At 59.1% G+C, this 26,033-nt stretch carries 20 protein-coding genes and 1 pseudogene; 11 read left to right on the forward strand and 10 right to left on the reverse strand.

What is annotated here, in order from left to right; genetic code table 11:
• Nucleotides 1–155: 155 nt before the first annotated feature.
• Both E2K80_RS14125 and E2K80_RS14130 read right to left on the reverse strand, forming a co-directional pair.
• Complete coding sequence (locus E2K80_RS14125; protein ID WP_135375583.1) at nucleotides 156–1,715, reverse strand: sulfatase; 1,560 nt, start codon at nucleotides 1,713–1,715, stop codon at nucleotides 156–158.
• Between the two features lie 111 nt (nucleotides 1,716–1,826).
• Nucleotides 1,827–2,765 carry a LysR family transcriptional regulator gene (locus tag E2K80_RS14130; RefSeq protein ID WP_135375584.1) on the reverse strand — a complete coding sequence of 313 codons (939 nt, stop codon included), beginning with the start codon at nucleotides 2,763–2,765 and terminating at the stop codon, nucleotides 1,827–1,829.
• A 420-nt stretch (nucleotides 2,766–3,185) separates the two neighbouring features.
• Between E2K80_RS14130 and E2K80_RS14135 the strand changes: the two genes are divergently transcribed.
• From E2K80_RS14135 to E2K80_RS14150, 4 genes and pseudogenes are all read left to right on the forward strand, one after another.
• On the forward strand, nucleotides 3,186–4,835 hold the full coding sequence (locus E2K80_RS14135) for an ABC transporter substrate-binding protein (RefSeq protein ID WP_238475546.1): 1,650 nt from the start codon (nucleotides 3,186–3,188) through the stop codon (nucleotides 4,833–4,835).
• A 112-nt stretch (nucleotides 4,836–4,947) separates the two neighbouring features.
• Nucleotides 4,948–5,985: an ABC transporter permease gene (locus E2K80_RS14140; protein ID WP_135375585.1), complete on the forward strand. Its 1,038-nt coding sequence runs from the start codon at nucleotides 4,948–4,950 to the stop codon at nucleotides 5,983–5,985.
• 4 nt (nucleotides 5,986–5,989) lie between these two features.
• A complete protein-coding gene (locus tag E2K80_RS14145) occupies nucleotides 5,990–7,141 on the forward strand; it encodes an ABC transporter permease (RefSeq protein ID WP_135375586.1) in 1,152 nt (383 codons plus the stop codon).
• Nucleotides 7,142–7,247: 106 nt separating this feature from the next.
• Nucleotides 7,248–8,809: pseudogene (locus E2K80_RS14150) on the forward strand (arylsulfatase).
• A gap of 262 nt (nucleotides 8,810–9,071) precedes the next feature.
• Here the strand turns inward: E2K80_RS14150 and E2K80_RS14155 are convergent.
• From E2K80_RS14155 to E2K80_RS14170, 4 genes are all read right to left on the reverse strand, one after another.
• Nucleotides 9,072–11,426, reverse strand: coding sequence for an aldehyde dehydrogenase family protein (locus tag E2K80_RS14155; RefSeq protein WP_135375587.1), 2,355 nt, complete (start codon nucleotides 11,424–11,426; stop codon nucleotides 9,072–9,074).
• Nucleotides 11,427–11,439: 13 nt separating this feature from the next.
• Nucleotides 11,440–11,784 carry a hypothetical protein gene (locus E2K80_RS14160; RefSeq protein WP_135375588.1) on the reverse strand — a complete coding sequence of 115 codons (345 nt, stop codon included), beginning with the start codon at nucleotides 11,782–11,784 and terminating at the stop codon, nucleotides 11,440–11,442.
• A 20-nt stretch (nucleotides 11,785–11,804) separates the two neighbouring features.
• Entirely contained in the window at nucleotides 11,805–12,728 is a 924-nt protein-coding gene (gene deoC / locus E2K80_RS14165; protein WP_135375589.1) for a deoxyribose-phosphate aldolase, read from the reverse strand.
• 189 nt (nucleotides 12,729–12,917) lie between these two features.
• Nucleotides 12,918–13,367: a DMT family transporter gene (locus E2K80_RS14170; RefSeq protein WP_135375590.1), complete on the reverse strand. Its 450-nt coding sequence runs from the start codon at nucleotides 13,365–13,367 to the stop codon at nucleotides 12,918–12,920.
• Between the two features lie 134 nt (nucleotides 13,368–13,501).
• On the opposite strand from E2K80_RS14170, the gene rpe reads away from it, so the two are divergent.
• Nucleotides 13,502–14,182 (forward strand): ribulose-phosphate 3-epimerase, encoded by a 681-nt coding sequence (rpe, locus tag E2K80_RS14175; protein ID WP_135375591.1) that lies wholly within the window; start codon nucleotides 13,502–13,504, stop codon nucleotides 14,180–14,182.
• A 279-nt stretch (nucleotides 14,183–14,461) separates the two neighbouring features.
• On the opposite strand, the gene ccrA is transcribed toward rpe, so the two are convergent.
• Both ccrA and E2K80_RS14185 read right to left on the reverse strand, forming a co-directional pair.
• Nucleotides 14,462–15,757, reverse strand: a complete 1,296-nt coding sequence (gene ccrA, locus E2K80_RS14180; RefSeq protein WP_135375592.1) for a crotonyl-CoA carboxylase/reductase — start codon at nucleotides 15,755–15,757, stop codon at nucleotides 14,462–14,464.
• Nucleotides 15,758–15,901: 144 nt separating this feature from the next.
• Nucleotides 15,902–17,287, reverse strand: a complete 1,386-nt coding sequence (locus E2K80_RS14185; RefSeq protein ID WP_135376635.1) for a 1-acyl-sn-glycerol-3-phosphate acyltransferase — start codon at nucleotides 17,285–17,287, stop codon at nucleotides 15,902–15,904.
• 239 nt (nucleotides 17,288–17,526) lie between these two features.
• Here E2K80_RS14185 and E2K80_RS14190 point away from each other — a divergent pair, with 239 nt between their 5' ends.
• Nucleotides 17,527–19,545: a M3 family metallopeptidase gene (locus E2K80_RS14190; RefSeq protein ID WP_135375593.1), complete on the forward strand. Its 2,019-nt coding sequence runs from the start codon at nucleotides 17,527–17,529 to the stop codon at nucleotides 19,543–19,545.
• A 146-nt stretch (nucleotides 19,546–19,691) separates the two neighbouring features.
• On the opposite strand, the gene E2K80_RS14195 is transcribed toward E2K80_RS14190, so the two are convergent.
• Both E2K80_RS14195 and E2K80_RS14200 read right to left on the reverse strand, forming a co-directional pair.
• On the reverse strand, nucleotides 19,692–20,450 hold the full coding sequence (locus E2K80_RS14195) for an outer membrane protein (protein ID WP_135375594.1): 759 nt from the start codon (nucleotides 20,448–20,450) through the stop codon (nucleotides 19,692–19,694).
• Nucleotides 20,451–20,854: 404 nt separating this feature from the next.
• Nucleotides 20,855–21,433: an SH3 domain-containing protein gene (locus tag E2K80_RS14200; RefSeq protein WP_238475547.1), complete on the reverse strand. Its 579-nt coding sequence runs from the start codon at nucleotides 21,431–21,433 to the stop codon at nucleotides 20,855–20,857.
• Nucleotides 21,434–21,564: 131 nt separating this feature from the next.
• Between E2K80_RS14200 and E2K80_RS14205 the strand changes: the two genes are divergently transcribed.
• Genes E2K80_RS14205 through E2K80_RS14225 form a run of 5 tightly spaced genes read left to right on the forward strand, consistent with a single transcriptional unit; the run spans nucleotide 21,565 to nucleotide 26,017 of the window.
• Nucleotides 21,565–22,551: a 2-hydroxyacid dehydrogenase gene (locus E2K80_RS14205; protein WP_135375595.1), complete on the forward strand. Its 987-nt coding sequence runs from the start codon at nucleotides 21,565–21,567 to the stop codon at nucleotides 22,549–22,551.
• A gap of 45 nt (nucleotides 22,552–22,596) precedes the next feature.
• Nucleotides 22,597–22,845 (forward strand): type II toxin-antitoxin system RelE family toxin, encoded by a 249-nt coding sequence (locus tag E2K80_RS14210; RefSeq protein ID WP_135375596.1) that lies wholly within the window; start codon nucleotides 22,597–22,599, stop codon nucleotides 22,843–22,845.
• Nucleotides 22,846–22,854: 9 nt separating this feature from the next.
• On the forward strand, nucleotides 22,855–23,187 hold the full coding sequence (locus tag E2K80_RS14215) for a helix-turn-helix transcriptional regulator (RefSeq protein WP_135375597.1): 333 nt from the start codon (nucleotides 22,855–22,857) through the stop codon (nucleotides 23,185–23,187).
• Between the two features lie 53 nt (nucleotides 23,188–23,240).
• Entirely contained in the window at nucleotides 23,241–24,638 is a 1,398-nt protein-coding gene (gene uxaC, locus E2K80_RS14220) for a glucuronate isomerase (RefSeq protein WP_135375598.1), read from the forward strand.
• Complete coding sequence (locus E2K80_RS14225) at nucleotides 24,635–26,017, forward strand: mannitol dehydrogenase family protein (protein ID WP_135375599.1); 1,383 nt, start codon at nucleotides 24,635–24,637, stop codon at nucleotides 26,015–26,017. Before uxaC ends, E2K80_RS14225 begins: the two co-directional genes overlap by 4 nt.
• Nucleotides 26,018–26,033: the final 16 nt, after the last annotated feature.

A 26,033-nucleotide genomic window follows, 5' to 3' on the forward strand; every position in this document is an offset into this window, starting at 1 on the left:
TGGAGAATTCCGCGTGAGAGCGGTTTGCGATCAGGCAGCCTCATATACAGGGCAAGCCGCTTATTTTATAATTTTTCCGGTTTGCTCCGGCGGTGGTCGGATCGTCATAGGCTTGGTCACGAGGACCGCTTTATAGTGGGGTTATGGCATGTCGTTCATGGCGTGAGGTTCAATCGCGCGAATTGTTCCAACGGCGCATCTACGGCGTGCATCAACTCAACCATTTTCAGTTTTAGCCCGCGTTCGATATCCGCGTCATCAAGCATAATCTCCTGATTTGGATCGGCCTGCGTATCCCAGAGCATTGTGTCAAATTGCCCATCACGAGCGACCCAGGTTATGTTCTCGATCTTCATCGTGCACGCCCCTTTTTGAAATGAGAACGGCTCTGCAATCTGAAGATCGGCAAAATCCTCAACAGCAAATGAGGCGCGCATATGCGTGGGCATCAGTGTATATTGATAGAGCGGTTTGTTGTCCGGGTTTTGCGGCGCGCGCATATAGACATAGTGCCCATCCGTGATGTTCACATGGGCTCCGTGCATACCAAAGATTGCGGCATCGCGAACGGGCGTGTCATCAGCAATCACCCCCGACAGGTCATGACCTGTCATATCCTTGGTTGGTGTAACTCCAAAGAAGGTCAGCAGGGTTGGCGCCAGGTCAATCGACGGTTGAACAAGAGATTTGCGGCGTTCGCCCTTGTTCCCAACGCGCGGATCCCAGATGAAAAAGGGCGTGTTGGCGATTTCCTGATACATCGGCATCGACATCTTGCCCCACCAGTCGTGTTCGCCCAGCAGAAAACCATGATCCGTCCAGACGATCAGCATTGTGTCGTCCCAAAGCCCCTTGTCGTCCATCATGTCCATGACCTTGCCAAGGTATTCGTCACACATGCTGACAAGGGCCGCGTATTCGACGCGCAGGTGTTTGCTTTCCTCAGGATGCTCATTTGTCCGCGCATACATGGGCCAGTCGAACATCGGGCCATCGTAGTTTTTATGATGTTCTGCGTAGAGCTCTTTATAGCGGTCCAGCGTGTAGAAGGGTTCATGCGGATCGAAGGTCTCGATATGCAGCATCCAGTTGTCGTGACCCGCATTTTTCTCGATGAAATCAAGACCGGCCTTGAATGTGCGCGCCTGGGGCTGGTTTTCCTCGATATTCATAAAGCCGCGGTTGACCCAATCCTGCCGCGTCAGATACCGAAGCCGCTCCATCGAGGCATCGCTTTCTTCTGGGAAGGCCTTTCGGTAATCGTCAAAGACTTTGCTTTCAGTGTAGATTCCGTTCTTGCCAAAGGCACCCTTGGGGATGTCCGGCTCGTTGAGGTCTCCGATCCACGGGTCGCCCTCCTGTCCGCGCCAGTACTGCCATGTTGTGTAATGCGTATGATAATTCAGTCCACCATCTTCGAAATAGTGGTTGTGATCGGTTGTCAGATGCGTGTGGATGCCAGCATCGCTTAGCATCTTTGGCATGCTGTCATCGAAAGGTTCCAGCGGCCCCCAACTGCGGTGAAGGAAATTCGGTCGGCCCGTGTGCAAGTCGCGCCGTGCCGGCATACAGGGCATGGAACAGACATAAGAGGTGTCAAACGTCACCGCCCTGTCGGACAGGCGTTTGAAATTGGGCGCGTGGACCCAGTCATTGCCATAGCTCGGCAGGAAGTGTCGGCTCAGCGTATCAAACATCACGACGATGGCTTTCATTGGGTCGTTTCCTTCGGGTCATATGCCACGCGAAAGCCGATATGGCCGCATCCCAAGCTTGTAGCATTGCCCGGAGATGTCATCTATCTGACAAATAATTGGGGATTGCCCTCACTTGAGGTTATTAAGCCTAGCCTGTGCCAACAGGAACTCTGCCAAATTCCAGACATTGTCACTCACTGGAATATTTCTGGGAAATCCCACATAATAGCTGAATCCCCGGTTCAGAACTGTCGAACCCAGCTCGACCAGTTGCTTGCGTTTCAAATACCCGGAGATCATGTTTCTGCACCCCAGCACAACACCATCGCCCCGAGCCGCAGAGGCGACGGCCAATGCATAATTTGTGTAGACAAACTTTGGTCTGACAATCAGATCTTTCCTGCCGATCTGCTGAAACCACTCCTTGAGCGAAATCGAGTTTATGTTGCTTCTCTCGTAGTCAAAGAGATCAAGCTGCACCACGTCATCCGGGCCGAGTTGATCCCAGTTGCTGCGCAGACCAGCTTTTTCCAGATAGCCTGGTGCCGCAACCGGGATCAGTTCTTCCGTGAACAAGATAGACATGTTCCAGTCAGGCAACAGATCAGGGGCGAACAGGATGGAAATTCCATTCTCCGAGTTCGACAGCTCTTTGGCCTTCCTTGATGTTAAGAGCCGAACGGATGCGTCCGCGTGTGAACAGCAATAATCCTTGAGCTTTTCACTTAACCAAAGGTCAGAAATCGCCGGAGCTGCGGAGACCTGAATGGGTTTTTCGTAAGTGTTGCCGTCATGGCTGAGCTCCTCAATCTCATGGGACAGGTAGTCCAAGGCCACTTGCACATGACGGAACAGCCTGTTTCCACTTGGCGTCAGCTTCAGTTTCTTTCCGTGGCGCTGAAACAACTCGATTCCCAGAAGGTTTTCCAGGTTCTTGATGCGCCGGCTCACAGCCGCTTGCGTGACGGATAATTCATTTGCCGCCGCCGTGAAACTCATCTGCCGCGCGCAGGCTTCAAAGACACGCAATGCGTCAAGCGGTATGATATCAATGAGACGCCGTGCCATTGGTTGAATCCCTTCATGCCTGCTGCATGACTTTTATTGATCCAAGAGCGCTTTTAAAGCCCCGTTGAGTTTTCGGTGCTTGTCAAACTTCTCGCGAGTTTCAGGCGGTGGAACAGCAGGCCGGATTGGTTGGTACACTTCTGAATTCTTCCAGGCCCATGCGCGGTGTCCGATCTGTCCCAGGGCATGATAGATAACATTAGATCATGCATTTGCCAGATTTTTTTGTAGGTGGTGCGCGATGGAGCCCCCGATATCATGAAGGTCACAATTTTCGGAGGGTAAGAGAGCCTCTTGCGAGGGTAAGGGCCTCTGGCGTTTTCAGGCGAAAAGCATGCTTGCGGGCAGCCTGAATAACCACCTCGTCCAAGCAGTCTGATTTTGATTGCCTGATCAATGTGACAAAACAGGGAGAGACAGATGATCAAAATGAAAAAACCCGCAGACCCTAACCTAGCGGATTATCTGCGCGAAAATGCAGATTATGCAAAAAATGGAACAGACGTTGACCGCCGCGAATTTTTGGCGCTGGCGACTGCGTTCGGCGCAACGACTGCCGCAGCTTACGGAATGCTCGGGCTTGCTTCACCGGCCATAGCTCAGGGTGAACCGCAACAGGGCGGCACACTGAAGTTGGCCATGCTTGTTCGTGAACAGAAAGATCCACGCACATATGACTGGGGCCAACAGGCCGGGGTTGCCCGGCAGGTCAACGAATACCTCGTGCGCTACACCAAGGATTTCACCTTCGAGGGCCAGTTGCTTGAAAGCTGGACGGTCAATGATGCTGCAACCGAATACACGCTGAACGTTCGCAGAGGTGTGTTGTGGAACAACGGTGACACATTCAATGCCGATGATGTGGTGTTCAACCTGACGCGCTGGTGTGAAAAAGACGTCGAAGGCAATACAATGGCCAACCGCATGAAACCGCTGGTTGATCCTGAGACCAACAGGGCCGCTGACGGCGCGATTGTTAAGGTTGACGACTACACAGTTGTCCTGAATTTGCGCGACCCGGACATTACCATCATCCCGGCGATGGCTGATTACCCGGCAATGATCGTGCACCGTGATTTCGAAGAAATGGGGTCCGACTGGCTGGCCAATCCGATTGGGACCGGAGCCTTTGAACTCGTATCCTACGAGGTTGGGAACCGCGTTGTGCTTCGGCGGCGTGAAACAGGCTGGTGGAAAGGTGCGGCACATCTGGATGGCGTCGAATTCATTGATTACGGCACCAGAACCGACGCGCTCATTTCCGCGTTCGAATCCGGTGAAATTGATGCCAACCATGAAAGCAACGGGCAGGTAAACCTGATCCTCGACTCGTTGGGTCTGGAGAAAAGCGAAGTTGTCACCGCTGCCACAGTGGTGGCTCGTATGAATGCGGACAATCCGCCCTATGATGACCAACGGGTGCGCAATGCAATTCAGTTGTCGGTAGACAACAACGCGCCACTTCAACTGGGCATCGACGGGCTGGGCACCATAGCCGAGAACCACCATGTCTGCCCGATCCACCCCGAATATGTCGAATTGCCGCCGATTGCGCGGGATCTCGAACGTGCCGCAGAATTGATGGCTGAGGCGGGACAGACCGATTTTGAACACGAGCTGATCTCGGTCGATGATGACTATCGCCGTCTTACGGCGGACGCGATCGCCGCGCAGATGCGGGATGCCGGGTTCAACGTCACGCGGACAGTGATCCCCGGGTCGACATTTTGGACAGACTGGACAAAATACCCCTTCTCGATCACCAACTGGAACATGAGACCGCTTGGTGTTCAGGTTTATGCTTTGACCTATCGCACGGGCGTAAACTGGAACGAATCCGCCTTTTCTGATGCTGAATTCGATATGCTGATCGATGAGGCTATCGCGACACCGGGCATTGAGCGACGTAAAGAATTGATGGGCCGCGCCGAAGCGATCTTGCAAGATAGTGGGGCCATTGTTCAGCCCTACTGGCGCTCGCTGTTCTGTCATTATTCACCCAGGGTGCACGGCTACTACAAACACCAGACCGGTGAAGTGCATCTGGATGATGTCTGGATGTCAGCCTGAGCCAGAAATTTGCTTCCGCGGCGTTCGTTTTGTCTCTCTGCGGGAGCAACCAGATCACCGACGAGCTGCGTTTATTGATCAAAGCAGGCCTCAAGTGGCAAGAGCGGCATAAATGATACGATTCATCATCAGGCGGCTGTGCGTAATGGCGCTATCAGCATTTTGCCTGTCGTTGATTATTTTCCTGATCACCAATCTGGAGCCAAACCTGCGCAATCTGGCAATTACTCAGACCAACATGCGCGCAGATGAAGCCGCCCTGGAAAGTTGGCTGGAAAAAAACGGGTATCGGGAAAATACTTTCATCCGCTACGGTATGTGGCTGGGGATCGTTGCAAAACAACCGATAATTGACGAGGAGGCGGGCCTGCCCATATCCCGCTTCGGGTATTGCGACGAAGTTACCGAGCCACGGTTTTCTGGTGTGCTGCAGGGCGACTGGGGTTGTTCAACAAAATTCAACCAGAATGTCAGCGAAAGACTTGGGCCAGCGCTGATTTCCACCGGTATTCTGATGTTCTGGGTGATGATTGTCATGGTGCCGTTGGCGCTCACCATGGGGGTGCTGTCTGGGATGCGTGAAGGCTCCCGTCTGGATCGGGTCTTGTCGGTTATTTCCATTATCGGCACTGCCACACCCGAATATGTTTCCGGCGTGGTCTTTACGGTTGTGTTTGCATCCTGGCTTGGGGTGTTGAACGGGTCGGCTGCCACAGCGACATCCAGTGGCGTAACGTTTCACAATTTCACCTTGCCGGTGATGACGATGGTGTTTTTCGGGATGGGTTATATTGCCCGTATGACACGTGCGTCGATGGCAGAGGTGATGACCCAGCAATATATTCGCACAGCAAGACTGAAGGGCGTCAGTTTTACCTCCATTGTCCTGAAGCATGCGCTGCGCAATGCCTTGGTCACACCGTTTACCATCGTCATGTTACAATTTCCGTGGCTGTTGAATGGCGTCGTCATCGTTGAAGTCATTTTCCGGTATCAAGGTTTCGGATATGTTTTGGTCGAAGGCGCTACCAATAATGACATTGACCTGCTCCTGGCCTGTGGAACGATCTCGGTTGTCCTGGTTCTGACCACGCAACTCATCTCGGACATTGGGTATGTGTTCCTGAACCCACGTATCAGGGTGAGTTAGACACATGAACACCGCTCTGGTCTTTGAAATCCTCTTTGGCATCACCGCCAGACTTTGGCCTGCGCTGATTGCTTTGCTGGGCATTGCGGTTGTCAGCGTTACCCTGCGAGACCGGCTTGGAGCATATGGCCGTCTTTGGACGCATGGTTCAGGCACGGTTGGGCTTGTCCTGGTCCTTATATGGGTGCTGATCGCGGTTTTTGCGTCCCAAATCGCCGCGTTTGACCCCCTTCAACAGTATCTCGTGATGCAAAATCGACCGCCAGGGGCGATTGAGCCAGAGACAGGTGAGATGTTTCTGCTTGGCGCTGACCGTTTGGCGCGGGATGTCTTCAGCAGGATTGTCTATGGCAGCCAATTTGTTCTTTCTATTGCGCCGACAGCAAGCGCTCTGGCGCTTGTCACCGGTTTGCTTCTCGGTTTGCCTGCCGGATATCATGGCGGAAAGATCGACACAGCGCTGTCGTTTCTTGCCAATCTGATTTTGGCGTTTCCGGTCATTCTGATTTTCTATCTTCTGGTCTCTCCAGGCGTCAGCGCTTCAAACCTGCCAAGAGCTCTGGGAGGGATTATTCTGTTTTTCCCTCTGGTTTTTATCGTGATACTGCTTTTCACCAGATTTTCGACACGTCCTTTGGTTGCATTGGGCTATGTGGGTTTATCCATTGTGATTGGTCTCTGGCTGTTTGTCGGATTTGTCTTTGATGTGGATCCGACCGGTCTGATATCGATTTCTCCCGGCGTCCTGAATATTTTCGTTGCCGTCGTTCTGGTCGCCTGTCCGGGATTGTTCCGGGTTGTGCGTGGTTTGACGCTGGATGTGTGCTCAAGGGATTATGTCGCTGCGGCCCAGACACGCGGAGAGTCATCCTGGTACATCATGTTGTGGGAGATACTGCCGAACGTACGCGGCCCGCTGATCGTCGACTTTTGTCTGCGCATTGGCTTCACAACGATCCTTCTCGGCACGCTGGGGTTCTTTGGACTGGGCCTGGAGCCGGAAAGCCCTGACTGGGGGACCTCGATCAAGGACGGAAGTGCATTATTGCGCCTTTTTGTCTGGCCCGCGCTGTTTCCTGCGCTGGCGCTCATGTCCCTTGTCCTGGGATTGAACCTGCTGGCGGACGCAATCCGAGAGATATCGCTTGAAGACTAGGGGCACCAAATTTGATCAATCAAAAATGAACGGAAAGCCGGTCACGATGGATAATGCAGCGCAATCTACAGATAACCCCAACATCTTTCTGATCCTTGTCGATGATATGGGGTATTCAGACATCGGATGCTATGGCGGTGAGATCAAGACACCCAATCTGGACCGGCTGGCGCGCGAAGGAATGCGATTTTCCAGCATGTATAATGCCGCACGATGCTGCCCGACACGTGCGTCACTGTTGACCGGTTGCTATCCACACCGGGCCGGTATCGGACATATGATCGGTGACCTTGGGCCAAAATCCTATCGCGGCAGATTGCTTGATGAATCCGTCACAATTGCCGAAGCGCTGAAGCAGGCTGGCTACAATACGATGATGTCTGGCAAATGGCATGTGGGCGGTGATTATGACAGCCGCGACGCGGACCACTGGTCGCCCGGTGATCCCTCACACCCCACGCCACTTCAGCGCGGATTTGACAGATTCTATGGTACACTCGACGGTGCATCGAGTTTCTTCAATCCGCACTACCTTATGGAAGACACAAAGAGGGTCTTTCCCGACTGCGATGATTATTACATCACCGATGCGTTTTCGCGAAAAGCGATCTCTATGATCCAGGATCAGCAAAGCAGCGAAAACCCGTTCTTCCTCTACCTCGCCTATACCGCCCCCATTGGCCACTCCACGCGCCCGAAGAGGCCATTTCCAAATATGAAGGGATGTTTCAACGGGGCTGGGATTACTACCGGGGCGCACGGTTTGAAGAACTCAAAGCCACCGGCATTTTGAAAGACGGTTGGAACATCTCACCACGGGACCCTCACGTCGAGGCGTGGGATATAGTATCGGACAAAAGCTGGGAAGATCGCCGCATGGCTGTCTATGCGGCTCAGGTTGAACTGTTGGATAAGGGCGTGGGCGACGTGCTGGATGAGCTGGACCGCCTTGAGATTGCGGACAACACCATCGTCATGTTCCTGTCAGACAATGGAGGCTGCGCCGAATACCTGGCCGAGGATGGCTGGGCCCGGTTCTACGGCGGCACCTCCCTTGACGGTCGTGAGGTCGTGCTGGGAAACCGCAAGGATATGATACCGGGCGACGCCACGACCTTCATGAGCTACGAACGCGGATGGAGCAATCTTTCGAACGCGCCATTTAGGATGCACAAACGCTATGTTCATGAAGGGGGCATTTCGACCCCGTTCATTGTCCGGTGGCCGGGGGTCGTGCAACCTAATTCCATCACACATTCCGAGTGCCACGTTATGGATGTCATGCCGACCTGCCTCGACCTGGCCGCCGCGAAGGCTCCAAAGGAGCGCGCTGAAATGGGCGCGCCTGTCATGGATGGCGAGAGTTTTCTGGATTGTCTGCGCGGTGCCGGGAAATCGCGCGAGACCCCCATATGCTGGGAACATCAGGGCAATGCTGCCATTCGTCTGGGTAAATGGAAACTCGTCAAGCAGTTCGGGGCTGATTGGGAACTGTACAATATGGACGATGACAGGCCCGAATTGAACAACCTCATGTCCGGTAATGAAGTCATCCGCGACAGACTCCTCAATGAATACAATGGTTGGGCGACCTATTGTGATGTGCGCGATTGGAGCGAAATGGCGAAGAAGTTTCAGAAGCTCTATGCAGGTGGCAAGCTAACGTGATCTGTTCTCAATATGATCTGGCACCGCCCCATTTTACAGCAACAGGTCAGGATTACCGACTTACTGATATGAAATGGACTCCGAGCCCCTGAAATCAGGGTGCTGACCCTAAGCCGGGTTTTGAGAGCCAGGGACGCCTCCGGCGGGCGTATTTGAAACAAGAAGAAGGCGCGGATAATTTAAATCAAATTGTCGGCTTCTTCATCTCATAAATACTTCCGCCGGAGGCGTCCCTGACTGTCAGGCAGGCGGACAGGCGCGATTATTCCCCATAGGGTATCCAGATGGTTTTCACTTCGGTGGCGGCCTGCAGGAAATGTTTGCCGACCCCCGCGCTGCTCATCCAGTCGATGCCCTGACCGTCATGGACCCAACTGCGTTTGAGGTTGGAGGCCGAGGCGGCTTCCACCAGTTCCGAAGGCGCGCGGGGTGTGAAGGCCCAGATTGCATCAACATCCATATGACCGGCCAGCGGTTTGGCCAGTTCCGCCGGATTGCCGGTGACGATATTGACCACTCCGGCCGGCACATCCGAGGTGTCGAGTATCTGATAGAGATCGGTTGCGGCAAGGGGGGCAGGGTAGCTGGGCACCAGCACGATCCGGTTGCCCATGGCGATGGCGGGCGCAATCAGAGAGACGGCGCCCAGAAGCGGTGCCTCATCCGGGGCCAGCGCACCGATCACACCCATCGGTTCGGTCATCGCCAGCGCCACACCCCGGATCGGGACGGATTTCGCGCTGCCATCGAATTTATCGGCCCAGGCGGCATAGGTGAACAGCCGGTCAATGGCGGTCTCCACCTCGGCCATCGCGGCTTTGGCATTGGTGCCGGTCAGATCGTGAAGGCGCTGGCTGAATTCCCCGGCCCGGGCCGAGAGGTTTTCACCGATATAATAGAGGATCTGCGCCCTGAGATGGCCGGTGGTTCTGGACCAGCCCCCGGCATTGCGGGCCGCTTCAACCGCATTGCGGATGTCCTTGCGATTGCCAAGGCCCATATGGCCCAGAAGCCTGCCTTTGGGCGACCAGACGGGTGTTGAATAGCCCCCATCCGGGCGGGCCTGTTTGCCGCCGATATACATTTTCGCGGTCCGGTCGAGGCCCGGGGCCTCGGCTGTGTCGGGGGCGGGCACGGGCGCAACCGGCTTCAGCGGTTTGGTTTTGACGACGGGTTTGAGATAAGCCTGCAACCCCTCCCACCCGCCTTCCCGGCCAAAGCCGCTTTCGCGCAGGCCCCCGAACGGGGCGGCGGCATCAAACAGGTTGGTGGCGTTGACCCAGACCACACCGGCGGCAAGTTTCGGGCCGATATCAAGGGCAAGGTTCAGGTTTTCCGTCCAGAGGCTGGCGGCCAGCCCGTAACGGGTGTTGTTGGCGATCTCGACCGCTTCGGCAGGGGTGCGGAAGGTGGTGGAGACCAGGACGGGGCCAAAGATCTCCTCCTGCATAAGGGGCGCGGCAGGGGAGAGGCCGGTGATCAGGGTCGGCGGGTAGAAGCAGCCGGTCTCCGGCAGGGGGATGGCGGCGCGATAGGTGTCGCCTTCTGTATTGTTCCCCACCAGTCGGGTGATCGTGGCATGCTGGACCGGGTCCACCACCGCGCCCAGATCAATGCATTTGTCGAGCGGGTCGCCGATGCGCAGCTTGTCCATCCGGGCCTTCAGGCGGGTATGGAAATCTTCGGCAATCCCCTCCTGCACCAGAAGCCGCGATCCGGCGCAGCAGACCTGCCCCTGATTGAACCAGATGGCATCGACCAGCCCCTCGATGGCTGAATCGATATCGGCATCGTCGAACACGATATAGGGGGATTTCCCGCCCAGCTCCAGCGTCAGGGATTTCCCGCTGCCCGCGGTCGCTTGCCGGATATGGCGACCCACCTCGGTAGAGCCGGTGAAGGCGACCTTGTTGACATCTATGTGGGTAGTCAGCGCCTCACCCGTGCGGCCATCGCCGGTGACGATATTGACCACGCCCTTGGGCAGGCCCGCCTCGCGGCAGATATCGGCAAACAGCAACGCGGTGAGGGACGTGTATTCCGCAGGTTTCAGGACAAGTGTGTTCCCGGCAGCCAGTGCGGGTGCGATTTTCCAGGCCAGCATCAGCAGCGGGAAGTTCCAGGGGATCACCTGACCGCAGACGCCAAGCGGTGCGTGACCCGGCAGTTCCTCTTCCAGCAATTGGGCCAGCCCGGCATGGTAATAGAAATGCCGCTGTGCCAGCGGGATGTCGATATCGCGGGCCTCACGGATCGGTTTGCCATTGTCGAGGGTTTCCAGCACCGCGAAAAGGCGGCTGTGTTTCTGCAACAGCCGGGCCAGGGCATAGAGATGCCGCGCCCGCTGATGTCCGGTGAGCTTGGCCCATTTCGGGAAGGCGCGGCGGGCGGCGGCCACGGCCCTGTCCACATCCCCTGCGGTGCTTTGGGTGATCTGCGCCAGCTCTTCCCCGGTCGCGGGGTTGTTGCTGGCGAAAGTTTCCCCCGGTTCGGTGAAGGCACCGTCGATAAAGGTGCCGAATGCCGGGCCGTTCCGGGTGATCCAGTCGCGGGCCTCGGCATCGCTTTCGGGGGCGGGGCCATATTCCATCGTGCCGAAGATTTCGCGGGTGGTCATTTCTTATCCATCCTTAGTTGCAGGGAAATGCTGCGCCGATAATCGCGCTCGCTACTTCCAAGCCCGCAGCATCTCCCAGCTCAGACTGAGATACCAAGAGGCGGGCGGCTGAATATTCAAAGATTTCAACGAGGTGTGTGCGTGTCGTTCCCGCCGGGGTACAAGCCATGCCTAAACGCACAGCATGGTCATTAGATGCTTGGATGAAACCGTTGCAGAAACTGATCCAATCCATATCCGCTCGGGTGCATGCGTCAAAAAGATCCCGTGCTGACAGCACGGTCTCTGCGCGGGATTGAAACGGAATAGAGACGTTGATGAGCGACGCAACTATTGCCACAAGCCCGATCATCTTCATGGTTCTCAGCTCCACCGGACTCATGCCATCGCATGCCGATAGCTGGCGGAATAGTCGCCGGTGACGTGATGTTCCAACTGCCGCTCGATATCCCCCAGAAGCGAGGAGGCGCCGAAGCGGAACAGATCGGGTTGAAGCCAGCGGTTGCCCAATTCCTCTTTGAGGAGGCTGAGATAGACCAGCGCGTCTTTCGCCTTGGAAATCCCGCCCGCCGGTTTATAGCCGATCTTGATGCCGGTTTCGGCCTCATAGGCGCGAATGGCGCGGATCATGGTGAGTGAGACCGGCAGCGTGGCGTTGACGCTTTCCTTGCCGGTGGAGGTTTTGATGAAATCGGCCCCGGCCATCATGCAGACGAGGCTGGCGCGCGCGACATTGCGGAGCGTTCCAAGCTCCCCCGTGGCCAGGATCGCCTTTACATGGGCCTCGCCACAGGCGGCGCGGAACATTTTCATCTCGTCATAAAGCGCCTGCCAGTTGCCGGTCAGCACATGGCGGCGGGAAATCACGATGTCGATCTCGGCAGCGCCCGCTTTCACACTTTCCTCGATCTCGGCCACCCGCAGGTGGAAAGGCGACAGACCGGCGGGAAAACCGGTGGAAACAGCCGCAACCGGAATGCCCGAGCCTTCCAGCGCCTGAACGGCGGTGGCGATCATGTCATGATAGACGCAGACCGCCCCGGTGGTCAGCGGCGGCAGGCCAAGCGCGTCGAGGATATCGGCGCGGACCGGTTGCCGGGCCTTGGCGCACAGGCGTCTGACACGGGCTTCGGTATCGTCCCCGGCCAGGGTGGTGAGGTCGATCAATGTGATCGCGTGGGCCAGCCAGGCGGCCTGATGGGTTTTCTTGACACTGCGCCGCCCGGGCAGGCTGCTGGCGCGGCGTTCAATGGCCGAGGTATTGGCCTGCACCCGGGCCACCCAGTCAAGATCGAGCGGCATCCCGGGGTTTCGCGCTTCATGGACCTGGGGCAAGTGTTGTGCCTGGGTCAGGGGTGTTTTTGCGGGGGCATGGGCGTGGGGCAAATCTGGTAGCCATTCATCGTGGACAGGGGTGAAAACGCTGGGCACAGGGTCTCATGTCCTCAGCTTCAAGGCAAGCTTGACCATCTGGTCAAATTCCGGCGGTTCTTAAAGACGCGACAGGATCAGCCCGACACCCACAAAGCCGACGGCTGCAAGCCGGGTCCAGCTGATCTCGCGCATGGTCATGCCAAAGGCGCCCACCGCATCAAGGATCAGCGCCGCGGTCAACTGCCCGAAGATCAGCGCCGCAACCAATGTCACCACCCCCAGGGTGGACACCGACCAGATCGAGGCCCAGACATAGACTGCGCCAAGTGCACCGCCGGTCCAGGCCCACCAGGGCACATCGGCCGCCGCTGTGATTGCTGCGGGCAGGGCACCGCGCAGCACCGCCAGCACCAGCAGAACCAGAAACCCCACCCCGAAAGAGATTGCAGCGGCCATGACCGGGTCGCCCATATGGTTTCCCAGACGGCTGTTGATCGGGGCTTGGGTTGCGATCGCGGCCCCGCCGATTGCGATGGCGCCAAGCGCAAGCCAGGTGGTTGAGGTCATGATCTGTCCTTTTCGGGGAACGTGCGACTGGTTCGGGCAACTTGCCGCGTCGGCCCGAGCGCGGCAAGGGGCGTGACAGCCAAAGATGTGCAGGCTAACAGGAAGGTGCCGCCAGAGATAAGGACGACACCGCCATGCCTTTCGACCGTTCGATCAAGATCGCCCCGTCGATCCTGTCTGCCGATTTCGCGAATCTGGGCGCGGAAATCCGCGCGGTGGAGCGTGAAGGGGCCGACTGGATTCATGTGGACCCGATGGACGGGCATTTTGTGCCGAACCTGACAATCGGGCCCAATGTGGTGGCCGCGATCCGGCCCCATGTGACAACCTTCATGGATGTGCATCTGATGATCGCGCCGGCGGACCCGTATATCGGGGCTTTCGCCAAGGCGGGCGCGGATATGATCACTGTGCATGCAGAGGCGGGGGCGCATCTGCACCGAAGCTTGCAGATGATCCGCGATTGTGGCGCCAGGGCCGGTGTGGCGCTGAACATGACCACGCCGCTGGACCATATCGCCCATATTCTGGATGCCATCGACCTGATTCTGGTGATGACGATCAACCCCGGTTTCGGGGGGCAGAAATTCACCCATTCCATGGTTGAGAAGGTCGCGATGGCCCGCGCCATGGTGGGGGACCGGCCCATTCATATCGAGGTCGATGGCGGGATTGACCCGACCACCGCGCCATTGGTCGCCAAAGCCGGGGCGAATGTTCTGGTCGCCGGGTCTGCGGTGTTCAAAGGCGGCTCGGTGGATACACCTGAAATCTATGGCGAGAATATGCGCGCGATCCGGGCGGCGGCGTCCTGAGCCTATCGCGCCCCGGAGGTGAAAGCAGAGGCAAGGGAAAACGCCCGTTTTCCCGGTGGATTTCTCGAGAAATCCGGCGCATGCTCAGTCGGAAAACTCCAGTTTTCCAAAAGGATTTCCCGGGAAATCCGCTATAGCGTTTCGAGTTGAACATGTATCACTTATTCGCTGCCTCTCCCTTCGGTCGAACGCGAAAAGTGATGACATATGTCTCAGGTTAAACTCGAAAAGCTTTAACGCGCCCCGCCTCCGATCTTGTGCAAAGATCTTGCCAGGTGCTTACCCTCCGGTCGGCCCCGCCTCCAGCACGTCTTCCAGCGTTCTGAGCCCGGTGCGCGGGGTCTGGACCAGCACCGACATATTGCCGGGCTTATGTTCATTCCGCAGCATTTTCATATGCGCATCGGGCAGTTCGGCCCAGGGGAAAACCTCGGACATGCAAGGGTCAAGCCGTCGTTCCAGCATCAGACGGTTTGCGGCGGCGGCCTGTTTCAGATGGGCGAAATGGCTGCCCTGAAGGCGTTTCTGATGCATCCACATATAACGCACATCGAAGGTCAGGTTGAACCCTGTTGTGCCCGCACAGATCACCACCATGCCACCCTTTTTGCACACGAAGGTGGAAACGGGAAAAGTTGCCTCGCCCGGGTGTTCAAACACCATATCCACATTCACGCCCTTGCCGGTAATGTCCCAGATCGCCTTGCCAAAGCGCCGCGCCTCTTTGAACCATGCGCCGTATTCCGGGGTGTTGACCGTCGGCATCTGGCCCCAGCAGTCAAAATCCTTGCGGTTGATCACGCCTTTCGCGCCGAGGTCGAGCACGAACTGGCGTTTGTCTTCATCCGAGATCACGCCGATGGCATTGGCGCCCGCAGTGTTGATCAACTGGATCGCATAAGAACCAAGCCCCCCGGATGCGCCCCAGACCAGCACATTCTGGCCCGGTTTCAGATCATGGGGTTCATGGCCGAACAGCATCCTGTAGGCGGTGGCCAGTGTCAGCGTATAGCAGGCAGCTTCTTCCCATGTCAGATGTTTGGGGCGCGGCATCAATTGCTGCGCCTGCACCCGGGTGAACTGGCTGAAACTGCCATCGGGGGTTTCATAGCCCCAGATCCGCTGGCTTGGGGAATACATCGGGTCGCCGCCATTGCATTCCTCGTCATCGCCATCATCCTGATTGCAATGGATCACAACCTCGTCGCCAACCTTCCAGCGGGTGACCTTTTCACCCACGGCCCAGACAATGCCCGAGGCATCGGACCCGGCGATGTGATAGGGCTGCCCATGACCGTCAAACGGGCTGATCGGAACACCAAGACCGGCCCAGACCCCGTTGTAATTCACGCCTGCGGCCATAACCAGAACCAGCACTTCATTGCTGTCGATGGCGGGGGTGTCGATCACTTCGACCTGAAAGGCCTTGTCCGGCTCGCCGTGGCGTTCACGGCGGATCGCCCAGGCATACATGTGCGTGGGTACATGCCCCATCGGGGGCATCTCGCCCATTTCATAGAGGTCTTTCTTCGGCGCATCATAGGCGGCGATTGCGGGGGTATTGTCCAAAGCCATTGGGCCTCCTCATGCCGGTGATTGCTGCGGCGCGGAATGATTCCGTGCCAGTGCAGCGAGACATAGAATCCGCCGCGCAATAATGCAAACATATAAATGTATATTTGTGAAATAATCTGTCGCGAAGGCATTTCGCGGTTGAGGTTACATGTCAGTGCTGTCGGGCGGCTCATCCAGCAGATGGGCAACAGAGGCCGCATAGAACGCCACCAGGGAGGTGCCTTCAGGGTTGAGTATAAAACCCTCCGGCCCATCCTCCAGCATGCCCCGTTCCACCAGCGCGTGCAGGCCTGCCTCAACCGTGTAATCCAGATCGTCACGGGGGATATGCACCGCCGCACCCCGGCCCTGTGCCCGGGTAACCCGGTGTTCGATCAGGGCCCTGAGTTCCGCGCGGTTGCGGGCCCCGTCCCGCAGGCCATGGGCGACCAGCGGCACCGGCACCACGGGCATCACGGCCCCGATCCGGTCCATCAGTTCTGTGCCAAGCGCGGCGGACGGGTCGCTATCGGCCCGGGCCATGAAACCGGTCAGGCTCAGCGGTGCGCCAAAGCTGACAGCGGCATAGCCATAGCGATGGAACCGCCGGGTGAGCCGGTGCCAGGTCTGCCGCCAGACATAACGCCAGATCGGGCGCAGGCTGAACCGGAAGCGGCGGGCGCCTCTGGCATGGGCCTCGATCAGGGTGCGGTCCTCCATCACCCGGTCATAATTCAACGCCACAGGCACAAAAACCACATCGCGCGACGTGCCGGGCACAAACCCGTCGACGATATAGGAGATCAGGCCAAGCTTGGCGGGCATCAACGCGCCGGTTTGCGACAGGCCGCCTTCGGGAAAGATGGCTTGGGTCACGCCGGCCTCGGTCGCCATCTGCACATAGCGCGCCAGAACCTTGCGGTAGAGCGGGTTGTTATTGCGCCGCCGGATGAAATAGCCGCCCATGGCGCGCACCAGTGGCCGCAGGGGCCAGACCCGCGCCCATTCGCCCACGGCATAGGCAAGCGCCGAACGTTCCGCCGCAAGCCAGGTGACCAGCACGTAATCCATGTTGGACCGATGGTTCATCACGAAGATCACCGTCGCCTCGGGGTCGATCGCCTCAAGTGCAGCGTTATTGGTCTGGGCCAGACGGACGCGGTAGAGTGACTGGCTGAGGAGTTTTGCAAGGCGGATGGCAAAGCCGAAATAGGCGATGGCCGAAAACCCCGGAACGATCTCGCGTGCGTAGCGTTCGGCGATCTGCGCGGCGACGTCCTCGCGGATGTTCCTGGATCTGGCATGTTCGACAATGGCGCCCGCAATCTCGGGGTCATAGATCAGCCGTAGAACGGTGTCATTGCGCCGGGCCAGCTTGAAGGGTTGAATCGGGCGGCTGAGCCGCGTGTTCAACCGTTCCACCGCACGTTCCAGCCGGCGACGCAGGAACCAGCGTACAGAGGGCACCAGAACATTGTTCAGGGCCGCGACCGCTGCAAAAGCCAGGATCAGGATCAGCGCCCAGACGGGCAGTTCTATGGTGGACATCATCATCGGTGAACCTGTCAGGAAACCGGCGGTGGTACAATCTTTCCTTATCGGAAGACGGGGCTATTCATTCCGCAGCAATGATTTGCCCGGGGTGCCCTATCTGGACGTGAGATGGATCGCGCCTGAATGGCGGGAGCACCACTCATCCCCTGAAAAACCAAAAATATCCATGTCTCGGACCTCTGGCCTCTGGCGCTGCCGCCAAGGATGCCTAACTTGATGCCAAAGGAGATATCGCCATGACCAACCCGCTGCTGCAAAGCTGGACCGGTGCGTTTGCCCTGCCACCATTTGCCGAGATTACGGATGAGGATTTCGCCCCGGCGCTGGATGCGGCACTGGAAGCGGGGCGCGCGGCCCATCAGGCGATTGCGGATAACCCCGAGCCACCCACATTTGCCAATACAATCGAGGCGATGGAACAGGCCGACACGCTGCTGGATCAGGTGGCAGGTGTGTTTTTCAATCTCGCCGGGTCCGATGCCACGCCCGCCCGCGAGGCATTGCAGCGGACATATGCCCCGAAATTTTCGGCCTATGCCTCCGAGATCACCAATAACCGGGCGCTCTGGCAGCGGATCAGCACGTTGTGGGACGCCCGCGAGACGCTGGATCTGTCACCGGAACAAGCCCGGGTTCTGATGCTGACCCATCGCAGTTTCACCCGCGCGGGTGCCGCACTGGACGGGGCCGAGGCCGCGCGCCTGACCGAGGTGAAAAGCCGCCTGGCGGTTCTGGGCACGGAGTTCATGCAGAATCTGCTGGCGGATGAACGGGACTGGTCGATGCCGCTGGAAGAGGCGGATCTTGAAGGTCTGCCCGCCTTTGCCGTGGACGCGATGCGGGCCGCAGGAGAGGAACAAGGCGCCGACGGGCCGGTTTTGACGCTGGCCCGTTCGATCATCGTGCCGTTCCTGCAATTCTCGCCGCGCCGGGATCTGCGTGAGATGGCCTATAAAGCCTGGGCCGCGCGCGGGGCCAATGGCGGTGAGACCGATAATCTGGGGATCGCGGCGGAAACGCTGAGTTTGCGGGAAGACCGCGCCGCGCTGCTGGGCTATGACAGTTTCGCGGCGTTCAAACTGGAAACCGAGATGGCGAAAACGCCGGATGCGGTGCGCGATCTTCTGATGCAGGTCTGGGCCCCGGCAAAGGCGCAGGCCGATGCGGATGCCGGGAAACTGATCGCGATGATGCGCGCGGACGGGGTGAACGGTGATCTGGAACCCTGGGACTGGCGGTACTACGCGGAAAAACGGCGCAAGGCTGAACATGATCTGGATGAGGCGGTGTTGAAGCCGTATCTGCAACTCGACGCGATGATTGCCGCCGCGTTTGATTGTGCGACGCGGCTTTTCGGGCTGGAGTTTTCCTCTCTGGATGTCCCGCTTTATCACCCCGATGCGCGGGCCTGGGAGGTGACGCGCGACGGGCGGCATATGGCCGTGTTCATCGGCGATTATTTCGCCCGCAGCTCGAAACGCTCAGGGGCCTGGTGTTCGGCCATGCGCAGCCAGAAGAAACTGGGCGGCGATGTGCGGCCGATCGTGGTGAATGTGTGCAATTTCGCCAAGGGCGACCCGGCGCTGTTGTCCTATGATGATGCGCGGACGCTGTTCCATGAATTCGGCCACGCGCTGCACCAGATGTTGAGCGATGTGACCTATGGCTCGATCTCGGGCACCTCGGTGGCGCGGGATTTCGTGGAACTGCCCAGCCAGCTTTATGAACACTGGCTGGAAGTGCCGGAAGTGTTGCAGACCCATGCCCGCCATGCGGAAACCGGGGAACCGATGCCGCAGGATCTGCTGGATCGGCTGCTGGCGGCGCAGACCTATGATATGGGGTTTCAGACCGTGGAATATATCGCCTCGGCCCTGGTCGATCTGGATTTCCACGATGGCCCCGCCCCGGCGGACCCGATGGTGGCACAGGCCGAAACACTGGCGCGGATCGGCATGCCGGCCGCCATTGGCATGCGCCATGCGACACCGCAATTCGCCCATGTCTTCGCAGGCGACGGATATTCGAGCGGCTATTACAGCTATATGTGGTCCGAGGTGATGGATGCGGACGCGTTCGAGGCGTTTGAAGAGGCGGGCGGCGCGTTTGATGCAGCCACCGCCCGGTTGTTGGAGAAACATATCCTGTCAGCGGGTGGCAGCCAGGAAGCGGATGCGCTTTACACCGCGTTCCGGGGCCGGATGCCCGGGGTTGAGGCGCTGTTGAAAGGGCGTGGGCTGGATAAGGTGGCCTGACGCTTTGGCAAAGCCCAGTTGGTGCGGGAAGCTGCGGGCGCATACCGGCAGCAAACCTGTTCATTTGCGTTGGCGATCCGATATTCAACCGGGTCGGCAAGATCGGTGCCCAAAGGGTAGCTTGACGCTGCGTCGCGGACGCGTGTTCAGAATCGGTAGATTGCGGTCAGGGCGACGCTCACATTGTCGAAATGGATATGGTCGTCGTTCAGTTGGATCACGGAGTCTGTGGTCGATCGTCTTTGCAGTGCACGCAGGCGCGCGGTGCTGGATGTATCAAGGTAAATGCGTTCCGCCATCACTTCCCCGCGGAGCGAAAACGCATCCGTAATCCGGTGCTCCACCCCCACACCGAGCGACACGCCCAATGCGTAGCTGTAAATCGGGTTGGCAAGGAACCTCTGCCGTTCGGTGGACGCGCCGGAGCCATTTGTTCCGATGACGCCAAGCCCCTGCAGTGACAGTTGCGAGACGGAGGCACCAAAAGTTGCAAATAGCAGGAAATTATCCCCGACAGGCTGGCCCGCGATGCCGCGAATGCGCAGGGTGTTTTCCCGTTTGGCCAGAAGAAACGCATCGGCACAGGGGTAGGGAAGCGCCGCGGTACAGGCCGTTTCGCCGAAATTGACATCCGTGGCGGCATACTGCGCTTCGATCCCGACGATCCAATCACCGCGAGACGCCGTATAGCCAAATAGGATCGAGAGCGCGTTGTCATCATGGGGGACAAGAACATTACCCAAACCATCCACGCTGGCAGAGAACATGTTCAGCCCACCTTCTGAATGGGAGCCGTGTTCGATGCCGATGCCGCCGTAATAGCCGACAAATGGCTCTTCTGCCTCTGCCTTTTGCGAGCTGACTGCGCACAGAAATGCAGCGATTATCCAGTCTTTCAGATACATCAAGCACCGTTGCGATGGTCGTAAAAGTCGCTGCGGATGTTCAAATCGACGCCCAAAATCAAAAAACTGTGTCTGATCTAAATTGCAGTGTAGGATTCTGCGGGCAATTCATTTGTCGATATGCGTGACAAATAGGCGGCAACTCGCCGTTCGTGAAAAGCTAGGATCAGGCCCCCTTAAATCCATGCCGTCAGTTTGGCAGATTTTTTCGCGTGACGAGGCACAGGCCTGCAACGATGCTCACGCGGGACATCCGCCAAACCCGAAGGGCGCCGATTTCACATCATCTCAGCGGCGTGCGCCGCTTGACCGTAGAACACCTATGGCCGGCGCGCCGCAAACCACTGATATGATGTGAAATCGGCGCTGACGGTATGGATTTAAGGGGGCCTGACCCTAGGGCCTCACTCGAATACTTCGCCCGGCTCCACACCCCAAAGTGCTGTCACCGGAACCCAGCCCCAATGACCGCCGGTGGTGATCTTGCACCATGCGCCGTCACATTCCTCAAGCCGCCCGATAACGCCCAGTTCAGCCTGCGCGCGCACCGGTGATGCAAGGTCCGGGCGCTGGTGCATTTCCAGCATATCCTGTTCGACAATGGTGGTGCGCACGCCCGACAGCAGCGAATAATGCATCCAGCCGCCGGCGCCGTCGCGGTCCACCACCCGGCGCCAATGGCCATGTTCGGCCACCACCATCATCGGCATGTTGCGGCGCTGGAACACCCAGTCGATCCGGTGGCTGCGGGAGGGCCCACGGCGGGCATTGGCCTCACTTGCCTTCAGCGAGACAAAGCGCGGGATCGGAAAGCCGGTCACCGGGCCGGTCCGCAGGGTCGCAGTGGCGATCACCGGGGTAATCTGCGCCTCGGGGCGTGGTGTGGGTGCGATCTCTTGCGCGCTGCCGGGCACCGCCAGCCCGAAGGCCAGCGCGAAAAGGGCAATACGGGCGATGATCCGCATCGGTTGGGTGCCTGTCATGTTGTCCCGACCGCTGTCGCCGCGGCCTTTTCTGCTGTTTTGTCGCGGTTTTCAGGCGACATCTTGCGCCCCCGCTTTGGATCAGAGAGTGTCATGTCAGGCGCAGAAATGCCAGCGAAGGGATTGCCGGGATGCCAGGTCAGAAGCCGAGTGTTGTTGTTACGCGACGGTTGCCCGAGGTGGTTGAGACACGCATGCGGGAGTTGTTCGACGCGGAATTGCGCGAGGATGACACCAAAATGGACAAGGCCGAACTGGTTGCGGCCATGGGCCGGGCCGATATTCTGGTGCCCTGCGTGACCGACCAGATTGACGCGGGTATGCTGGCCCAGGCGGGTAATCGCCTGAAACTGATTGCAAATTACGGTGCGGGTGTGGACCATATTGATGTCTCCACAGCGCGGCAGCGCGGCATTCTGGTGTCAAACACACCCGGTGTGATGACCGATGACACGGCGGATATGACATTTGCGCTGATGCTCGCGGTGACCCGGCGGATCCCCGAGGGCCTGTCGGTCATGCAGGCGGGCGAATGGGATGGCTGGGCACCCACCGCCTATATGGGCAGCCGGATCGGCGGCAAACGGCTGGGCATTCTGGGCATGGGGCGGATCGGCCAGGCCGTGGCCAGACGGGCGGCGGCCTTTGGGATGCAGGTGCATTATCACAATCGCCGCAGGTTGCATAAGGACATAGAGACCGAGCTTGAGGTGACCTATTGGGAAAGTCTTGATCAGATGCTGAGCCGGATTGATGTGTTGTCGATCAATTGCCCGCATACCCCATCCACCTTTCATCTGCTGAATGCGCGGCGGCTGAAACTGATGAAGCCCGAGGCGGTGATCGTGAACACCTCACGCGGGGAGGTGATTGACGAAAACGCCCTGACCCGGATGCTGCGCGCAGGGGAGATCGGCGGCGCTGGCCTTGATGTGTTTGAACGCGGTCACGAGGTGAACCCGCGCCTGCGTGAGCTGGAGAATGTGGTGCTGCTGCCGCATATGGGATCGGCCACGCTGGAAGGCCGCATCGAAATGGGAGAGAAAGTGTTGATCAATATCAAGACTTTCGATGACGGACACCGACCGCCGGATCTGGTTGTGCCGTCGATGTTGTGAGACTGTAGCCGTTGACTGCAATGTAGTTATCTGCTACATATCCTCATGAAGCAGATCACCTACCGCCCATCGGCGCGGAAAACACTCCGGCGTATGCCCCGGAATACCGCGCGGCGCATTCTTGCCAAGATAGAGGAATATGCGCATGCGCCGGGTTCCCAGGCCAATAATGTGACCGCGCTGCGCGGGCGGGACGGGATACGCCTCAGGGTCGGTGACTGGCGTGTGATCATGCAGGATGGTGAGGTGCTGGAGGTTTTGAAGATTGGCCCGCGTGGCGGGGTTTATGACTAAGGAGGTCTTATGGCGCAAACCGTAACAATCCCGCGTATCGAATATGATGCGCTGCTTTCCGCACGGGAGGATTTGACAGATATCCGTGCCTATGATGCCGCCATGGCCGCGCCCGAGGAAAGCCTGCCGCATGCCTTCATGCTCCGGCTGATTGAAGGGGTGCCGCCGGTTCTGGTGTTTCGGGAATGGCGCGGGCTCAGCCAGGCGGCGCTGGCCAGGGTTTCGGGTGTGAACCGGGTGCAGATCAGCGATATCGAACAGCGCGGCAAGACCGGCTCGGTCAAAACGCTGAGAAAGCTTGCCGATGCGTTGCAGGTCCCGCTGGACGATCTGGTGCCCTGACCTCTTGCCACCCGCCGCCGCCCGGGTAGGGTGCGCGAAACGGAGGGGGTCTTATGGGCACATTGAGCGCGGATGATCTGATCATCGGGCAGGACGGCTTGGCGCGGGCGCTTTACGATACACTCAAGGCCCTCCCGATCCTCAGCCCCCATGGCCATTGCGACCCGGAATGGTTTGCCGGTGATGCGCCCTTTTCCGACCCCGCCAATCTGCTGATCGTCCCCGACCATTACGTGTTGCGCATGCTGGTCAGCCAGGGGGTGCGGCTGGAGGATATGGGCGTGGCACGGCAGGATGGCACAGAGGTCGAGACCGATCCGCGCGTGATCTGGGACCGGTTCGCGGCGCAGTATTATCTGTTTGCCGGTACGCCGACACGGGTCTGGCTGGATTATACGTTTGAAACGCTGTTCGGGCTGCATGATCCGCTTTGCCCGGCGACGGCCACCGCCTATTACGACCGAATCTCGGATTGCCTGTCGCAGGAGGCGTTTCGCCCCCGCGCCCTGTTCGAGCGGTTTCAGATCGAGGTTCTGGCCACAACAGAGGGCGCGCTGGACCCGCTGACCCATCACCGGGCGATTGCCGAAAGCGGCTGGCAGGGGCGGGTGATCACCACCTACCGGCCCGATCAGGTGACCGACCCGGACCATGAAGGTTTTGCCGCCGGGTTGGACCGGCTGGCTGACCTCACGGGGGGCGAAACCGATACATGGGCGGGATATCTTGAGGCGCATCGTGCCCGCCGCGCGGTTTTCCGCGACCACGGGGCGACCGCCACCGATCACGGCCATCCGACGGCTGAAACGGCGGATCTGGCCCGGGATCAGGCGGTCGCGCTTTATGACCGTATCCGAAAGGCCCGGGCCGAACCCGGGGATGCGGCGCTGTTCCGGGCGCAGATGCTGACCGAAATGGCCCGGATGAGCGCGGATGACGGCATGGTGATGCAGATCCATGCCGGGTCCTATCGCAACCACAATCGCGCGGTGTTCGAGATGTTCGGCCGCGACAAGGGGTTCGATATTCCCACCCGCACGGATTATGTCCATGCCCTGCGCCCGCTGCTGAATGCGGTGGGAATGGCCCCCGGTTTCAGGCTGATACTCTTCACCCTGGATGAAACCGCCTATAGCCGCGAACTGGCACCGCTTGCCGGGGCCTATCCCTGCCTGCGCCTTGGCCCGGCCTGGTGGTTCCATGACAGCCCCGAAGGCATGCGCCGGTTCCGTGAGATGACGACGGAAACAGCCGGGTTCTACAACACGGTGGGTTTCAATGATGACACAAGGGCCTTCCCCTCGATCCCCGCACGCCATGATATGGCCCGGCGGGTCGATTGCGCCTTTCTGGCGCGGCTGGTGGGGGATGGGCGGTTGCGGGAGGCGGAGGCGTTTGATCTGGCCCGGGTGCTGACCATCGACCTGCCGAAACAGGCCTATCGGCTATGAGATTGTCACCCGATACCCTGTCTTCGGTTCGCAATGTGCAGCGCCCGACCTATGAGCGCGCTGATGTCACGCCGGGCATCGTCCATCTGGGGCTTGGCAATTTCCACCGGGCGCATCAGGCGGTCTATGTGGAGGACTGCCTGGCCATGACGCCCGATTGGGGCATTCGGGGGGTTTCGCTGCGGCGCCCGGATATGCGCGATGCGCTGGCGCCCCAGGGCGGGCTTTACACGCTGGCGGTGCGCGACGGGGCGGGCACGCGGGCGCGGATCATCGGCTCTGTGCTGGAGGTGCTGGTGGCGCGCGAGGGCGTGGCCCCGGTTCTGGCGGCGCTGTGCGACCCGGCGACGCGGATTGTCAGTCTGACGGTGACCGAAAAGGGCTATTGCCGCGACGGGGCCGGGGATCTGGATACAAGCCACCCGGGTATCGCCGCCGATCTGGCCCGACCGGAGGCACCGGTTTCCGTGCCCGGCCTGCTGGTGGAGGCGCTGCGCCTGCGCCGCGAGGCGGGGCTTCAGCCGTTCACTGTTCTGAGTTGTGACAACCTGCCCGCCAATGGGGCGACACTGGCCCGGGTCGTGGGCCAGTTCGCCCGGCTGCGCGATCCGGCGCTGGCCGGTTGGATCGGGGCGGAGGTTGCCTTCCCGTCTTCCATGGTGGACCGGATCGTGCCCGCCACAACCGCAGAGGACCGCGCCGGGATCGCCGCGTTGAGCGGGCTGGAAGATGCCTGGCCCGTGGTCACGGAACCTTTCTGCCAATGGGTTGTGGAAGATCACTTTCCCGCAGGCCGCCCGGATCTGGCCGCCGCAGGCGTACAGTTTGTGGGCGACGTGGCGCCTTACGAGCATATGAAGCTGAGAATGCTGAACGGCGCCCATTCGACGCTGGCCTATCTGGGCCAGATCAAAGGGTATGAGACTGTGGCCGATGTGATGCAGGATGCGCTTTTGGCCGATCTGGTCGCGGCGGTTATGGCGGAGGCGGCGGGCACATTGCCCCTGCCGCGCGCAGAGCTGGAGCTTTATGCAAGCTCTCTGCAAACCCGGTTTCGGAACCCCGCGCTGCATCACAAAACCGCACAGATCGCCATGGATGGCAGCCAGAAACTGCCGCAGCGCCTGCTGGCGCCCCTGACCGAGGCCCATGAGACCGGTCGCCCCTGGGGGGCGCTTGCAACAGGGGTGGCGGGCTGGGTGGCCTATCTTCTGGCCGCGGATTGCCCTGTGGAAGACCCGATGGGTCAGGTTCTGTCCGGTGCCGCAGCACAGGGGGTGGAGGCGGTGCTGGACCTGCGCGCCGTGTTCGGTGATCTGTCAGATGCCAGCTGGTTTCGGGAGGCGGTTCTGGCCGAGGTGGCGCATCTGCGCCACTGAAAAGCTATGCGGTCTG

The organism is Rhodophyticola sp. CCM32 (assembly GCF_004751985.1).
GTDB lineage: Bacteria > Pseudomonadota > Alphaproteobacteria > Rhodobacterales > Rhodobacteraceae > Rhodophyticola.